The organism is Mycoplana sp. 10N416 (genome assembly GCF_056394765.1).
In genome coordinates this window covers 15,672-30,518 of the sequence record NZ_JBFTIM010000023.1, presented here as the reverse complement: position 1 = coordinate 30,518, position 14,847 = coordinate 15,672, and the positions used below count along the sequence as shown (strand labels likewise).

General features: G+C 57.3%; 16 protein-coding genes and 1 pseudogene. 14 read left to right on the top strand and 3 right to left on the bottom strand.

The genetic code is table 11. The features are described 5' to 3' along the window. Positions 1–597, bottom strand: a 597-nt coding sequence (locus AC1DDS_RS24360) for an inositol-3-phosphate synthase (protein WP_477481209.1), incomplete at its 3' end; no start/stop codon positions are given. Between the two features lie 528 nt (positions 598–1,125). Here AC1DDS_RS24360 and AC1DDS_RS24355 point away from each other — a divergent pair. Further along, positions 1,126–1,494, top strand: a complete 369-nt coding sequence (locus tag AC1DDS_RS24355) for a DUF982 domain-containing protein (RefSeq protein ID WP_477481208.1) — start codon at positions 1,126–1,128, stop codon at positions 1,492–1,494. A 68-nt stretch (positions 1,495–1,562) separates the two neighbouring features. Here the strand turns inward: AC1DDS_RS24355 and AC1DDS_RS24350 are convergent, their stop codons facing one another. Then, positions 1,563–1,826, bottom strand: coding sequence for a hypothetical protein (locus tag AC1DDS_RS24350; protein WP_477481213.1), 264 nt, complete (start codon positions 1,824–1,826; stop codon positions 1,563–1,565). A 956-nt stretch (positions 1,827–2,782) separates the two neighbouring features. Continuing rightward, the gene (locus tag AC1DDS_RS24345; protein WP_477481207.1) at positions 2,783–3,697 is read right to left on the bottom strand and encodes a glycoside hydrolase family protein; all 915 of its coding nucleotides are present in this window, start codon (positions 3,695–3,697) and stop codon (positions 2,783–2,785) included. A gap of 336 nt (positions 3,698–4,033) precedes the next feature. On the opposite strand from AC1DDS_RS24345, the gene AC1DDS_RS24340 reads away from it, so the two are divergent. From AC1DDS_RS24340 to AC1DDS_RS24280, 13 genes and pseudogenes are all read left to right on the top strand, one after another. Continuing rightward, positions 4,034–5,125 (top strand): glycosyltransferase, encoded by a 1,092-nt coding sequence (locus tag AC1DDS_RS24340; RefSeq protein ID WP_477481206.1) that lies wholly within the window; start codon positions 4,034–4,036, stop codon positions 5,123–5,125. Next, positions 5,118–6,272 carry a UDP-galactopyranose mutase gene (gene glf, locus AC1DDS_RS24335; protein WP_477481205.1) on the top strand — a complete coding sequence of 385 codons (1,155 nt, stop codon included), beginning with the start codon at positions 5,118–5,120 and terminating at the stop codon, positions 6,270–6,272. The genes AC1DDS_RS24340 and glf overlap by 8 nt, the downstream gene beginning before the upstream one ends. Before the next feature lie 5 nt (positions 6,273–6,277). Continuing rightward, positions 6,278–7,585 (top strand): family 1 glycosylhydrolase, encoded by a 1,308-nt coding sequence (locus AC1DDS_RS24330; protein WP_477481204.1) that lies wholly within the window; start codon positions 6,278–6,280, stop codon positions 7,583–7,585. A 565-nt stretch (positions 7,586–8,150) separates the two neighbouring features. Next, positions 8,151–8,600: a hypothetical protein gene (locus AC1DDS_RS24325; RefSeq protein ID WP_477481203.1), complete on the top strand. Its 450-nt coding sequence runs from the start codon at positions 8,151–8,153 to the stop codon at positions 8,598–8,600. A 178-nt stretch (positions 8,601–8,778) separates the two neighbouring features. Then, positions 8,779–9,096 carry a hypothetical protein gene (locus tag AC1DDS_RS24320; protein WP_477481202.1) on the top strand — a complete coding sequence of 106 codons (318 nt, stop codon included), beginning with the start codon at positions 8,779–8,781 and terminating at the stop codon, positions 9,094–9,096. Positions 9,097–9,562: 466 nt separating this feature from the next. After that, a complete protein-coding gene (locus tag AC1DDS_RS24315; RefSeq protein ID WP_477481201.1) occupies positions 9,563–9,859 on the top strand; it encodes a PRC-barrel domain-containing protein in 297 nt (98 codons plus the stop codon). Between the two features lie 293 nt (positions 9,860–10,152). Beyond that, the gene (locus AC1DDS_RS24310; protein WP_477481200.1) at positions 10,153–10,533 is read left to right on the top strand and encodes a response regulator; all 381 of its coding nucleotides are present in this window, start codon (positions 10,153–10,155) and stop codon (positions 10,531–10,533) included. Positions 10,534–11,170: 637 nt separating this feature from the next. Further along, a pseudogene (locus AC1DDS_RS24305) lies at positions 11,171–11,398 on the top strand (hypothetical protein); the annotation flags it as partial. A gap of 472 nt (positions 11,399–11,870) precedes the next feature. Further along, on the top strand, positions 11,871–12,284 hold the full coding sequence (locus AC1DDS_RS24300) for an antitoxin Xre-like helix-turn-helix domain-containing protein (protein ID WP_477481199.1): 414 nt from the start codon (positions 11,871–11,873) through the stop codon (positions 12,282–12,284). Further along, a complete protein-coding gene (locus AC1DDS_RS24295) occupies positions 12,278–12,976 on the top strand; it encodes an RES family NAD+ phosphorylase (protein WP_477481198.1) in 699 nt (232 codons plus the stop codon). The genes AC1DDS_RS24300 and AC1DDS_RS24295 overlap by 7 nt, the downstream gene beginning before the upstream one ends. Before the next feature lie 8 nt (positions 12,977–12,984). Continuing rightward, on the top strand, positions 12,985–13,260 hold the full coding sequence (locus AC1DDS_RS24290) for a helix-turn-helix domain-containing protein (protein WP_477481197.1): 276 nt from the start codon (positions 12,985–12,987) through the stop codon (positions 13,258–13,260). A gap of 453 nt (positions 13,261–13,713) precedes the next feature. Then, entirely contained in the window at positions 13,714–13,917 is a 204-nt protein-coding gene (locus AC1DDS_RS24285) for a DUF982 domain-containing protein (protein ID WP_477481212.1), read from the top strand. Positions 13,918–13,925: 8 nt separating this feature from the next. Beyond that, a complete protein-coding gene (locus AC1DDS_RS24280; protein ID WP_477481196.1) occupies positions 13,926–14,249 on the top strand; it encodes a hypothetical protein in 324 nt (107 codons plus the stop codon). Positions 14,250–14,847 lie beyond the last annotated feature (598 nt).

The window sequence follows — 14,847 nt, the reverse complement described above, 5'->3', positions numbered from 1 at the left end:
CCGGTGGACGATGGTCGCGCCGACCTGACTCTTGATGTCGTCGCCGATCAGCGGCAGTCCCTTCTCCGCAAAACGCCGCTGCCACTCTCGGCTGGAGGCGATGAACACCGGAATGCAGTTGATGAAGCCGCAACCAGCCGCGAGCGTCTGCTCCGCATACCAGCGCGTGGCCTCTTCGGAGCCGACCGGCAGATAGGAGACGACGATCTCGGTCTCGGTGCGCCGCAGGATCTCGGCGACGTCGACGACCGGTTCGCCGGATTCCTTTACTTCATCGCGCAGGTAGCGGCCGATGCCGTCGAGCGTCGGCCCGCGCATGACGCGCACGCCGATCGGCTCGACGTCGGCGAACCGATGGGTGTTGTTGGGCGGCGCGTAGATCGCCTCGGCCACATCGCTTCCGACCTTGATGGCGGCGACGTCGAAAGCGGAGACGACCTCGATGTCGCCGACGCGGTAGCCGCCAAGGTCGACATGCATCAACCCGGGTACCGGCTCGTTGTCGGTGGCGTCGCGGTAGTAGGTCAGTCCCTGGACCAGCGAAGAGGCGCAGTTGCCGACCCCGATGATCCCGATGCGAATGCTCCTCGAAGCCATTTTTCGGCGCTCCCCGGCATCTACAATCCTCACCGAACCGGTTCGACCCTGAATGGTTCCCTGCAAATATTCACGTCGGCGGAGGTGTCCGGGACCCTTTCTGCCGATGGCCTCAAGCGCCACACAGCACTCGTGAACGCATTCCTGCGCGCCGGCCAACTCGCTCACGCTGCCTTGTCGGTTCGGTCCCGTCGAAATCGATATGCCAGTCCTTTTCCGGTTCCGCGTCGGGCGGACGCTTGTTCACCGTAGCATCGTCGATGCCCTGATTAACCGGGGCTCCGCAGGCGTTATTGGACGCTCCTTTCTGTCTTCTGAACTGTGCCTGCGTCCTGTTCCGCCGCAGGCTTCGGTCGGTCGGTCATCTGGTTTCCCGCCTGTTTGGGTCCGATTATTGTCGCCTCGCCTGCGCTCAATGGAACAAATGGAGTGGATCGAAGTTCCGGGCCGCATACCCCAATGGTTTGCCCCTCACAACGAGGCACCTTCGGGCGCTGCCGCTTGCCCTGACGACAAAGGAGAAACAACATGTATACCCCGGAAATGCCCTGGCCCGTTCCTGTCCGCGTCCGGCTGCAAAGTGGCGTCGAGCGCTCGTTCGCGAGCGTTTACGATGCACTGGACTTTCTGCACAACGAATGGCCGACACGCCACGGATATCGCTACGACCGGGCAATCCAGCAGTGCAGCGACGCGCTGCGACGGGCGCTTCCATCGGCGGTAGCGCGGGAGGCCTTCATCGCCGCCTGTCTCGAAGCCGGCATGTCGACGGGCAGTGCACGGCGCGCTGCGCTAAAAGTCCGCCAGCCGACTGCTGCTCCGGAGCAAAGTCCGGCCGCCATCGACGGCCGCTTTCGTTCCCTTGTACCGATGCATCGTGTCACCACGACCTACTGATGGACGAGCAGTTGCGCGCCCTCGTCAGCTTAGACGTAAGAGTTCGGTGCCGCGCGGCTAGGCGCTGCTCAGCCCTTGTCGATGAACTTGTTGAAGCGGCTTACCTTGCCATCAGCCGTTTTGTCCTGATGGAGAAACGCCAGCTTTCTCTCGTCGAAGATGCGGAAGAAATCGTCCCAGGAGATTTCCTCGAGGGCATCTTCGGGCTCGCCGAAGTCGATGCGCAAGACACCGCCCTCTTTTGCGCCCTTTACCCGCGAAGGGCTGCCTTTGCGCTCCTCAACCCACTTTCTGATCTCGGCATGGTTCGACGTCATTTTCGCTTCGCTCATGGCTAACTCCTTGCTCGGGGTTCGGCAGTCCGGTTCTGTTTCGGTCAGCTGTTTTTCCAAACCGCGCCACCTACCTGCAACACCCGGCCATAACGGGCATTACGATGGAACGTTCCCGGCAGATTCGAATCGGCCAACGCTGGGCAAATGCCTCAGGGCGTCTCCTCTCAAGACCGGCACTACCCCTCACTTGTGCGGATGTAGATCGCGCCATCTTTTTGTACGCCGTCTCGCGGCTTCGACGGTATCGAACCGACGGGAAGGCGGGCGTACTCGGCGCCTGCGGCAGTACGCATGACCTTAGCGGGGCACGAGGAGAACTCTCAATTGAACTTACAGACCGTTGATGACGCCGCAGACCTGCTTTGCGCCTCCCTCTTCCAGAATTTAGAACTCGTAGTGGGAATAAGGAGCTGCACCGGGACGGTGTCGCGAAGCCACCCATTTGAACCCTGAGAATGACGGAGGCCAATCAAAAGTTGCTAAATCGGCGGTGGATTGATACGGCAGTCGAAGACTGCACCGAATGCATCTGTGGCTTGATACCGCGGACTGCTAGCGGCAATTTTAAGTGCCTTCCGCTTTCGACTACCCCAAATCATTTCGCTTTTTCACCGTTCTGCGCAAATGCTTGAGCCCGGTCGCTTACGGCGGTGGCTATAAAAGCACTTCCACTAAAAGCGATCAGCGCGGATTTAGAGAATAATACGGCTGGGCCTATTGTTGATGTCAGCGCTGGGGCTCTCCGCGGCGTCAACAATGGAAATTCCAAGATGCCACCGAGGATGCTGAGTCCATCTCATATCCGTGTTTCTCGCTCGTCGCGCATCATTGTCGCACAAAGGAACTTCGTGGAGGAGTTCGCCGATTTTGCGCAGGTTCAAGAGCCGACGACGATTAGCGGCGTTCGGCCGGATCGCGTCGGCCCAAAAACTCATTAGCTGTCCGACCAAAGACTAGGCTGCAATAGCCTGAGCCAGATCGCACCGCGCAATCCCGTAGCGCCATCGATGGCACGTCGCTTCGACTCGACTTTGATAAAACAGCATCAGTTCGTTGTCCTGAATTATGACCGTCGAATGTCCGTTTTCTCCCCTTTCTGCAGGAGTAAGGATTGGCCCTACGGTGCGATAAGGCCCCTCCACGTCATCGGCGATCGCAAAGAACACACGCTGTCGCGTGCCACGCTCCCCTGTCGGGAGGAAACAGGTTGCATTCAACAGCACACGACCATCAGGCAACTCGACGAGTTGCCCACCTTCAATGCCCCATTCATAGTCCGGGTCATCGCGGTGATTGTGATGTGGCACATCTGAATGATCCAGGATCTTTCCGACACGTTCCCAAGGACCAAACCAGCTATTGGTTGCGCTGCGGGCAAGGTAAATATCCGGCTGGGGCACCCGGTCGAACTTAGGCATCGCCGAATAGACCATATATTTGACGCCCCGAATTTCTGCGGGATGCGGGTCGTAAATTCCATGCTCGGCGCTGCCCGCCACCGAGACAATTGCCGGCGGTAAAACCACCCAGGTAAACCCGTCGTTCGACACAGCGTGCTCGATTCGTCCGCCAGGCCTCATGAATTCAGTCTGGACGAACATATGAAAGACGCCGTCGGCGAATATCACCCCTGGAGCCGCAATCCCCGAGCCGTTGATCGGCAGCACAACTGGATCGTGTTCAGCCCAAGGGCCATCGATCCGCTCTGCCGTGGCATGGAATAACGTCCACGTCTCGGTCGTTACTGTCCCGGCGGAACCGAACATATGCCAGATGCTGCCGTCAAAGACAGGACATGGGTCCTTCAGGTCGTCCGTCTCTTTTGGGTGGAACAACGGAAACACGTCGCTCTGAAATGTCACATTCATTCTTTGCTGCCCTATTCGAAGCATCTGACGGAGGCTGGAGAACCCTTTGGTCGTGCCGTTTCGCGGATGACATAGCGATTTCCGCATCAAGGGCCAATCCCTAAATTAGCGTGCCATGAAAAATCCATGGATGCGGGAACATTCAGACCCTGATTGCAGTTCAAAGTTCGTGATTCACTTAGAGCTCCGCAGGACATCCATAGGCGCGCAGAGGAGTAAATCCCCATGCATGATCTCCATGACATAGAGACACTTGCTCCAGCGCAACATCGGCCTTGCCTTCTCTGCTTCTCACATTTGCGATGGAGATTCGTCTTCCAACGACCGCAGCACCTGATGACGTTGGCGGCGCGCGACTACCGAGTGCTGTACATTGAAGAACCGTTCTTTGAGGAAGGTGCCGAACCGGACATCCGCGTCGAACTTGATATCAGCGGCGTAGAGATCGTGACCCCGATCTTGCCGGCGGGTCTTTCGGAAACGCGCGCCGTTGAGGAACAGGCAAAACTGACACAGCGGGTGGTGACCCGCGCCGGATCGCGTGTGGACGTCTGCTGGTACTACACGCCGATGGCCTATGAATTTAGCGACACCATCGCAGCCGATGTGCGGGTGTACGACTGCATGGACGAGCTATCTGCCTTCAAAGGCGCGTCCAGAAGGCTATCGGACAACGAACACAGGCTGCTCGACGTTGCCGACGTCGTCTTCACGGGCGGAAGGAGCCTCTATGAAGCCAAGCGACAGCTGCACAAGGCGGTCTATCTCTTTCCAAGCAGCGTAGACCAGGCCCATTTCAGAAAGGCGAGACGGTCCGACCTGATCGAGCCGACTGTTCAATCCGGTCTGGACCGGCCGCGGATCGGCTATTTTGGCGTAATCGACGAGCGAATGGATCTCGAACTTGTGGAGGCTGTTGCGCGCATGCGGGCTGATTTCCAGTTCATTCTGGTCGGCCCAGTGGCCAAGATCGAGGAGGCATCCCTTCCTCGGGCCGGCAATCTGCACTGGCTCGGCCAACAGGAGTATCGCATGTTGCCCAACTTCGTGTCCGGGTGGGACATGGCATATATGCCCTTCGCCCTCAACGAATCGACCCGGTACATCAGTCCGACGAAAACGCCGGAATTATTGGCGGCGGGCGTTCCCGTCGTCTCGACACCAATTGCCGATGTGGTGCGGCCCTACGGTGAACTCGGGCTCGTCAAAATCGCTGCTTCGCCGCAAGACATGCTGGCCGCGATCGAGGCCTGCCTCTCGGCGCCCAAGGAGGTGTGGCTTCGAGGTGTCGACAATTTTCTTGCGGGCATGTCGTGGGAAAGCACTTGGTCCAACATGCACGAAATCTTGGTCGCAGCTGCTTCGCTGCCCCGGTTACGCGTAGGGATGGCTCCGGCTTTGTCCGCTGCCCGTGCGAACCATGCTTGATTGGCTAGTCGTGGGTGCAGGCTTCGCCGGAAGCGTGATTGCCGAACGCTTGGCAAGCCAGCGGGGAGACCGAGTGCTCCTCATCGATCGTCGCAACCATGTCGGTGGCAATGCCTACGACCACCACGATGCCAATGGCATCTTGATCCATCAGTACGGCCCCCACATTTTCCACACCAACTCCGAGGCGATCGTCGAATATCTTTCCGCATTCACCGGATGGTGGCCGTATGAACATCGTGTCCTGGCAGCAGTCGATGGCCAACTCTTGCCGATTCCGATCAACCGAACGACGATCAACCGGTTATATGGCCTCGGTTTGGAATCCGAAGACGACGTCGAGGCGTTCTACTCGGCCCAGGCCGAGAACATTGCGAACGTCACAAACTCGGAGGATGTGGTCGTGTCTAGGGTCGGGCGCGACCTCTATGAGAAGTTCTTCCGGGTCTACACCCTCAAGCAATGGGGACTGGATCCGTCGGAGCTGGACAAGTCAGTGACCGCGAGGGTTCCTGCCAGGGCCAACGACGACGATCGATACTTTCTCGATTCCTTCCAGGCAATGCCCCTACATGGCTACACGCGAATGTTCGAGCGAATGCTGAGCCACCCGAACATCACCGTAATGCTGGAAGCTGAGTACGTGGCCATCCGCCGCGACGTGCATCCAAAGCAGGTGATCTATACGGGCGCAATCGATGAGTACTTCGACTTTTGCTATGGAAAATTGCCCTATCGCTCGTTGGAGTTCGATCACGTTACGTGTGATTGCGAATGGTACCAGCCTGCCGCGGTGATCAATTACCCGCAGGACAAACGCTACACTCGCATCACCGAATATAAGCACATGACAGGCCAGATCCACCCGCGAACGAGTATTACATTTGAATACCCGACAAACGATGGTGATCCGTACTACCCTATCCCGCAAAAAGCCAATCAAGAGCTATATACGCGCTACAGAAAGCTCGCAGAGCGGCTAAAAAATGTCCGTTTTATCGGCAGACTGGCAACCTATCGCTACTACAACATGGATCAGATCGTGGGCCAGGCGCTCGCGGAATTCAGGCGGATCCAGGCAGAAGTGCCAGCGTTTCGAGGGCAGAAGGTTAAGGAGCGCGTGGGAGGATCGTTAACGGCGAGGTGAGCCGCATGCTGCATGTCTCACAATCGCGACGAGTCGAGCTTTGGGGAGGGATCGAATGCTCGGTCGTCCGCATTGGCAGCGCGTTTCGCAACCAGGTCGTCGAAACGGGCCACGACGTTAGGCTCAACGACCTGTCGCTCATCGCCGATCTCGGGATCAGGACGGTTCGTTATCCTGTCATTTGGGAGACCATCTCCCCACACTGCCCCCATTTGGGTGATTGGGCTTGGCACGATGCGCGGATCTCGCGGATGCGGCAACTGTCGCTGGAGCCAATAGTCGGATTAGTTCACCACGGAAGCGGCCCAGACTATGCGCGGCTCTTGGGCGGCAACTTCGCAGAGGGTCTAGCGCTTCACGCCGCAAGTGTGGCGGAACGCTATCCGTGGGTGACTTGGTATACGCCCGTCAACGAGCCCCTGACGACTGCCCGCTTTTCGGCACTTTACGGGCTTTGGCAACCGCACCTGCGCGATGAGAGCGCGTTCTTCAGAGCGGTCGTCGAACAATGCATTGCAACGGTAATGGCCATGTCGGCCATCACATCAGTCAACGCCCACGCCAAACTGATACAGACGGAGGACATAGGCAGAATTTTTAGCACGCCAAGTTTGAAGCAACAGGCAGATTACGAGAACGAACGCCGATGGCTAAGCCTGGATCTACTGTGCGGCCATGTCGACTCCCACCACCCCTTTTACAGCACGCTCATCGAAGCTGGAGTTACCGAACGCGAACTCGCATATCTCCGAGACAGAAGCCCGGTCATCGACGTCATAGGAATGAATCATTATCTCACCAGCGATCGGTATCTGGACGAACGGCTGCCCCTTTTTCCGCCGGAACGTCACGGCGGAAATGGCCGAGAAAGCTATGCTGACATCGAAGCTTTTCGAGCTGATCTGCCTGACGCGGATCTGGGCCCTGCCGCCCGACTTGAAGAAGTATGGGCGCGCTACCACCTCCCGATAGCTGTCACCGAGGTGCACAATGGTGCCCCGCCAGGGGATCAAGTGAAGTGGCTGATGGAGGTCTGGAAAGCGGCCCATGAATTGCAGGCCTTGGGAGCAGATGTGCGCGCTGTAACCGTATGGTCGATTTTCGGAGCAATGGATTGGAATAGCCTTCTGACCGAAGAAAATGGACAATACGAGTGCGGCGTTTTTGACGTCCGCGGCACAGATTTGGTGCCCACGCTCATGGCAGATGCCGTACGGGCGCTAACTACCGCGGGGAAATGGGACCACCCCGTGCTTTCCGAGCCGGGGTGGTGGCAACGAGCGGAGCGTATCTACACGAACCTGAAATCATGAGCTGCGGCCTGACAGCAAATTGGAAGGAAGCAAGGACGCGCACTGCTGACCCGGCACTGTGACGTTTGCTGTAATCCAGGGGCGAAGCGGCGTTCATGGAGGACCCGATGCAGGGGCCTAAAGAAAATCCAAACCCACTATCGGCTGCGTCCAAAGGCATGCTGTTGTGTCACCCCTTTTTCAGACTGTGGTTGCTCGGCGTACCGCACACGCCGGGCATTTTGGGGAACATCACTCCAAGCCGCTGCCACAGCGAACCGACCAACAGAGTTTCCCAAAAAACTTATGCCGAGCGCGGCGTACCTCCACGTGTGCCACATAAGCCCACCACACTTCCGGCCCAATACATCGGGTCCCTATCCATCACGATCGCCACGCTAGCGATGTGCTAAAGTCTGGAACTGGAAGATGTTCCCACTGACGGGATAGTGCGTATCGACGTATTATTATTGCTGCCCCGGAACCTTCTAAGGGGCTCCCAGTTGAATAGCCGCGGACATGAACAAGGCCTATCTGCCTAGCTATAGATGAGCGAGATTTCGCGTAATTGGGAGTGGCGACGGCCATGTCAAACCAGACAAATAACGGCGGCGACGCACGCAATACAGGCACGAGCCCGACAACGTTCGGCCAATCGGTCGAAAGCCAGGCGCAAATGAAAGATGCGGCTACACTGGGCTCCGCCGATCCAGGAGATGCGTCGCTACACGTTTACCGACTCGTGCCAATTGCAGCACGGAACGATCCTCGATGGGAAAATTCACCCTACCAGGGGGAAGTGGTCGTGGCCGCACGCTCGCCCGGGGACGCTCGAATTGTCGCAGCTAGCCGGGAATTGGATTACATGGAAGTGGATGCCGCCCCGGCTGATGACGTTACGACCAGCAATGCCAGTGCGTTCCGATCGGACAAACTCTACAGCGTTATCGAGATAGACCGCGACCGGACCGACCTGGAACGGGGCGTGCTTGAGGGAAATGTTTCCGTGGCGACGATCAAGCCGACCCAACTGTAGATGGCACGGCTGTATGGTGCGTCCAAGGGTTACTTTCGTTCGGTGAAATTCGAGGGCACAATATTGTTACCCTCGCAATTAATGAGTTTACGGTTCGCACTGTCCGACCTCTGTGGTCGCGGCCTGGTCTTGCGGATGGGCTTGCTCTGTTTGCGCTCGCCCTCGCCAGGAGGCGCTGTTGCAGGCCGGAATTGAGCGCCGGGCAACTTGGCGGGCGTTTTCGCTCCTTCGCTACGCGAGGTCGGTGATCCGCATGGAAACCGAATTGAATGCCCTCAAGGACCACGTAGAAAAGATGGGCACCAAGTTTGACGCGATCCACTCATTGCTAACGAGGCTCGTGGAGAGCAATCCGAATTCTGATCTGCTCTCCGGCTTTGGGGGCTCACAGCTATCGCTTCCGTCTGGCGGTGATGCGTTGATCACGTCCCAACCGCCTGCCCGGTTGTCGCCAACGGCTCGTGATCTGCAGTTCCGCCAGGCCGTCTGGGTATGAAGGCCCAGCGCCAACTAACAGCGCCGGACCTCGCCCCGGCGGGGGATCCCTTGGGGATGGCACTCTATGACACCGTCACTGGAGGAACGAGAGCGGTACCTCTTTGCACATAAGATAGCCAGATCGGACTACACGGCGAAATGGTCAGTACGTGGAGCCGCTGAGCTGTTGTGGGCGTTCTAAGTTGGGCGTAAAATATTGCTAGCGCAAACGTGCTGCAGACCATCAAGTACACCCTCTTCTGTTGGAACTGTTTGAGCGACTCTGTGGCAGGTTCGCGTCCGTCCATGCCGCTCACTCCCACTGCCCAACGGGTGAAAGTTCCGATAGTCGCGGGGAAGTCTGGTTCCACTTCGGACCGCAAAAGCGACTCGCGCGGTGGAGAGCGCGTCTTCGGCGCAGAGTGCTAGGAACGATCCGCTGTTTCTTGGGATTGACGCAGTTGCAGAAGATGGAGGATTGGAAGATGGATTACATCCACCACGTCCGCCTTAACGCGGCAGAACTCTCTTCGGCCGCGCAGGATGGCGCGACGATCTTTGATGAAGATGACAACGAGATTGGCACACTGGACCACGTCCACGGTACCGGAACGAGCGTTGTTGCGGTGGTCAATGTCGGCGGCTTCCTCGGCATCGGAGCAAAGCGGGTTGCTCTTCCACTGGGCGACCTTGACTTCATACGAGATGAAGGTGGCGACGTTCACGCGGTCACGACATGGACGAAAGATCAACTGAAGGCGCTGCCGGAACACCACGACTAACTTCGTGGTCGGAAGGCCTGCCGCGGGAATCAATCCCGCAGGTTCCGCGCAGCGCCCCGCACGGCCAGCGGGCATTCGGTCTACGTTTCAGCAGTCGGAACGGCGTGTGAACGACGGCAGGAGCATCGACTTGATAACGATTGGACTCGCCTGGCCCTGGGAGTAGTGGCGAATGATTGCCCTTGCAGTGGCGGGGCTTCCGCCCCAAGTCCGCTTTGCGTTTGAGAGGCCTCTGCAACAAGAGAAAATTGACTTCACGTTTCTCTTTAGGTTCAAGGTTCAGGAGGAGCGTTATGGATGAGCGTACTCTCCAGGGGCTGCGCGTTCTTGTCGTCGAAGACGAATACATCATTGCAACCGACCTCATGGCCACATTGGAGGAGGCTGGAGCGCAGGTCACTGGCCCGGTCTCGGATGTCGAGAGAGCGATTGAGGTAGTGGAGGAAGCAGACTTCAAACCCGACTGCGTGGTACTGGACATCAATCTGCATGGCGAAGTGGTCTACCCTGCTGCCCAATTTCTGGCGGAGCGAGGCATACCGTTCCTGTTTGTCACGGGCTATGAATGTTCGTCGATGCCAAAAGAATTCGCGGATGTACCTTGCTTCACCAAGCCGATAGACGAAATGAACTTGATCATGGTCATTGCTACCGTTCACAAAAAGTATCATTGATCATGTCGGGTTCCTTTCGCCAATCTCCTCTTCGCAATGAGTTTCTGCAGGCGCACGATGTCCTCGTATCGTCTGGTATGACTTCGGGATCGCCGTTTCGGACCTTCTTTAGATGCTTCATGGTGAGCTTGGGGCCACGCACGTTCCTAAGCTGAAATAGCCCTCGACATATCGGTGCGCAGAATTTTGCGCCCGCGCTCGCATAGGTCAGCGCGAATGGAGCACAGTGAGAAATTCGAGTCTGACAAAATAGAAGTGAGCAGTAAGTGAGAACGGGTTGAAAGTTCGATGGAAACAATTTGCTTGCCAGGCTATCTCTGCGGCCGTCTGCCGGTTCTGATAAGTTTGTCGACAGCTTCCTGGGAAGAACCAAGGTGCTCGCTCGTGCCCAAGATGTCCTTCGCGGAGCTGCTGAAGGATCAAGTATCGCTCTTGGCGAGGAAGGGACGCAGAACGTCCATGGATCCAGTGTAAGGGTCGAGCCGCGCGTTGCGGTTTTGCTTTTACTGAATAGTGGCCCGGCTCGGGAGGGGGAGCCGTCACCGCCGGGCCGTCAGCAATGGAATGCGAACGGACATCCCAATGCGAGCCGTTCTAACCATTCGCTGAGGTGAGGGTTCCCTCCGCACGGCATAGTATTAGGACTGCAGGCACCGACGCAGAACTCTCTGGCGGACTCTTGCTGCCAAAGGTGGCTGACGAAATCGCAGAGGTGGCGTCTCGCTATCCCGAGCGCACCGTATTCACCCGTTTCATTCCTCCCTCATCACCTGACGAACTGCCGGGGATGTGGCGCGCGTACTATGAAAGGAGCCGCGTTAATCCGGAACTCCTGGATCTTGTCCCCACCCTCAAGGCGCTTGTGCGGCATTAGGTAGCAAAAACCACCAGACCTGAAATGGCATCCCGACTACCTTGGTTTCCGGTGAAAACGGAGCCTCGAATGAGTGTAGCGTAGTGCGGTTTCGCTGATCAAAATCCTATGGACGGTTTCGATCATCACGACAGCGAGCGCCGTAGGTGCTTACATCGGCTGGGAAAACCACGGCATCGTCGGAGCGTTGGCGTTAGCATTCGTTGGCCTGGTTGTTGGCGGTTTCCTCATTTCACCATCGGCTCTCTTGCAGGTGCTATCTCAAAACCCGCGATGCACTCGCCGAACACTGATTTCTCATACTATTCAGATGCTCGATCGTTGTACGGCACGGCTGCTTTCCTCAGAGGTGAAACCGCAGATAGCGAAGGCTAATGACATGGCTCTGGGGACTTGACCTTAAGCAATCTCGTTTGCCAACTGGCATAAATGTGTTATTTATATGCCAGAAAGTGAGGAAGCCATGCAACTCCAACCCATTTCTGCAACACCATTCCAGGCAGCATCAGCCGAAATCTCGGATGTGGAGGCAGCCGCGCTGGCCCGCACGACTGTGAACCTTTTCGACGTTTGGAAGCTTACTGACGCACAGGCTTGCACATTGCTGGGTGGGTTGTCCGCGCGCACATGGGCACGCTGGAAAGAAGGCAACGCGGGCCGTGTCAACCGGGACCTCAAAATGCGAATGGCTCATCTGATGGGTATCCATAAGGGACTGCGTCATCTGTTCAAAGATGCTTCAAGAGGCTACGAGTGGATCAAAGCGCCTAACGAGGCTTTTGGCGGCAAATCGGCGCTAGACATGATGCTTGGAGGCGAGCTTTCCGATCTCGCTGCCATGCGTGAATGGCTGGATGCGGAGCGAAGCGCATGGTAAGTGGCCTTGCTGTCCGTTCCCACGTACAGTGGCCTAAAACCTACCGCATTATTCGCTCGATCTGTCCGCCTATCGACCTGTTCGAGGATATTGCCGATCCCCGTGACTGGGAGGCCCTTGTCGCCGTTGAGACGAAAACGAATCCTCAAATTCGGCGTGAGGTAGGTGACCTTGGAAAGGTGCCCCCGAACCGCCGCGTTTCCGGCAACGGGGCCAGTTATGTGATGGCCCCGTTTGTCCATTGCTCGACAGGGCGGCCGGGACGCTTCACTGATGGAAGCTACGGCGTCTACTATGCAGGCGAAAGCGAGGAAACTGCAGTCGCTGAGACCATACATCATCATCAAAAGTTCATGAATTCAACGCCCCAGCCTCCGGGATGGACGTCGGACTTCCGAGTCTTGGTAGGTAGCGTGGATCGGGTCCTTGACGACGTGAACGCGGTGCCCGACGTGCTACACCCCGACGACTACACCGCTTCTCAGGAGGAGGGACGTGGTCTTCGGGCTACGGGAAGCGACGGACTACTCTGGAACAGCGTTCGAATGCCTGGTCAACGTTGTATCGGCATCTTCTGGCCGGATGCCATAACCATTCCTGTCCAAGGACGGCACTACTGCTATCACTGGAACGGAGTGCGCGTAGATTACGTGCGCCAGTACGACACCGGGATGATACTCGCGGTCACCTAACTCGTGGGTTGCCCGGTGGCCTTTGCTACCTTCTTCCGAAGAGATATCGCCGGGGCCAGTGCTTGCGATCGATCGCCAGCACACTAATCCGATCTCGGTCCACGATCAGTCGTGAAGTCCGTCGCAATGGCGGGCCGGATTGTTATCGGGCAGCCCGCTTGGTCGGGCGGCCCGGATCGAGCCTTGCGCTCCAAACCGTGCAAGCTTTCTTGCTATCCGTCCTTGGCGCACACAGTATCTTTCTTTACATAATGTGGACTAATCTCCAACCCGGTCGCGGCTGAAGTGGGGACATAGCCATCCCAGCCAAACATGCCCGCATCTGCTTTGTGTCCTTCGGAGTGGTGACGACAACTGACCCAGTCCACCGACAACAGGAAGTAGACGTGGTCGATCCGCTCGCCCGCCGTCGCCAGTATCGAACCCCGCTGGAGTTCAATGTGGCTAAGATCGCGTGCTACCTGCCTAAAGTCGGCAGCAGGCAACAACGAGCAGCTTGCTACTCGCGTACGCTCGCAGACCATCTAAGCGATCAGCGATAAACGTGCGATGTAATAGCCCGCAGGAACAGCACAGCTCTCCGGCACCAAGCAGTCGGGCTGAGCGCTTCTGCCCGCAGGCCAGCATTTCACCAGACTTAGTGGCAGCGTACCATTAACTCCGCAGGAGTGAAGCATGGACCCGTACTACTGGACAAAGTTCGTAGAGATTGAGTTGGAAGGCCCTGGCCGTTTCGAATTCGTAGCACGCGTGACGCCTCCGAATTCCTGGAAAGTTGGCTTTTTGCACGCGGCGACGCATACGCAGAGGCGCGGCGGGTTTGTCATTCCGTGCTGGCACTTGGAGTTCCGCGAATTGAGGCGAGAAAAGCCTTCATTCGCGCTGCGGAGGCCTCTCGACCTCATATAACTGCGACCATCTTCGGTAGGCCAAGAGTGTGAGTGAGCAGATGACCATCAGAGCGCTTCCCCACGGCCAGAGCTGCGCGGGTGCATTTTCTACCGAGGATGTCGGCGTGTTGCGGGGGATTTTCGACCTGGCTAACCAGAACCCCAAAGTCTCGACTGGTTGCGAGGAAGCGCGAGCCATGGCGAGGCAGATCGTTCGTCTTTATCGCTGGGCTCACCACGACCCATTCATCGTGCCCCACTTCATCAGGGAGTCGCGCTTTAAGAAGAGCCTGATAGCCCTTCAGAACAAAGTGCGGTCAGCCTATCGAAGGCCGAAGAATGCTAGCACTGCCAGTACAATGACGACCAAGCCGACGATGTAGATTATTCTGTTCATGCTTCGCTCCTGCAGGGATGCGGGGGTTCTGCCATCAACAACATTGTCGACGTTGGAAAGTTCCAATTCTGGCGCCAAACCGCGGTTGCGGTGCCACCCTGGAATGGCCGCGTGAGCCCCCCCAATCCCTCCAAGGCGTTTCCTTTCTTCATGCGAAAAGTTGAATTTGAGAACCCAACTCCCATTTGATGAACCCTTCTTCTTCTTCCAGGAGGAAGTTCTTTTGTGTCCGCAGATGGCCAATCAGTTCATCATCAGGACTGGTTTCCAACTGCCGCACCACTTTGGGCGAATAGCTCAGTGAGACAGCCTCCTCGGGAATGGCTGTATCGCGCGCAATGTCACGAGCGGCCTCCTGAGGGGTCTCTGGGGCTTAGCGCGGCGATTAGCGCCGTCCGCAACCTGCCAGCGGCGTTGCAGAAATGAGATTTTCACGGGCTTCGCCGTGACACTCTTTTAAGGAAGCCCCCGTTAATTTAGCGAGCTATTCCTTCGAATTCGGACGCCTGTCTCCAATATACCAGACTATCCTCTCCCGGAGAATGAGCGCGAGCGGCTAGCAAAACTTCACGAACTTGAAATTC

Coding starts and splice junctions, on each gene's coding strand:
- AC1DDS_RS24330 (WP_477481204.1), top strand. CDS start 6,278: ATGCTGCATGTCTCACAATCGCGACGAGTCGAGCTTTGGGGAGGGATC.
- AC1DDS_RS24315 (WP_477481201.1), top strand. CDS start 9,563: ATGGATTACATCCACCACGTCCGCCTTAACGCGGCAGAACTCTCTTCG.
- AC1DDS_RS24295 (WP_477481198.1), top strand. CDS start 12,278: ATGGTAAGTGGCCTTGCTGTCCGTTCCCACGTACAGTGGCCTAAAACC.
- AC1DDS_RS24355 (WP_477481208.1), top strand. CDS start 1,126: ATGTATACCCCGGAAATGCCCTGGCCCGTTCCTGTCCGCGTCCGGCTG.
- glf (WP_477481205.1), top strand. CDS start 5,118: ATGCTTGATTGGCTAGTCGTGGGTGCAGGCTTCGCCGGAAGCGTGATT.
- AC1DDS_RS24280 (WP_477481196.1), top strand. CDS start 13,926: ATGACCATCAGAGCGCTTCCCCACGGCCAGAGCTGCGCGGGTGCATTT.
- AC1DDS_RS24350 (WP_477481213.1), bottom strand. CDS start 1,826: ATGAGCGAAGCGAAAATGACGTCGAACCATGCCGAGATCAGAAAGTGG.
- AC1DDS_RS24340 (WP_477481206.1), top strand. CDS start 4,034: ATGACGTTGGCGGCGCGCGACTACCGAGTGCTGTACATTGAAGAACCG.
- AC1DDS_RS24300 (WP_477481199.1), top strand. CDS start 11,871: ATGCAACTCCAACCCATTTCTGCAACACCATTCCAGGCAGCATCAGCC.
- AC1DDS_RS24310 (WP_477481200.1), top strand. CDS start 10,153: ATGGATGAGCGTACTCTCCAGGGGCTGCGCGTTCTTGTCGTCGAAGAC.
- AC1DDS_RS24345 (WP_477481207.1), bottom strand. CDS start 3,697: ATGAATGTGACATTTCAGAGCGACGTGTTTCCGTTGTTCCACCCAAAA.
- AC1DDS_RS24325 (WP_477481203.1), top strand. CDS start 8,151: ATGTCAAACCAGACAAATAACGGCGGCGACGCACGCAATACAGGCACG.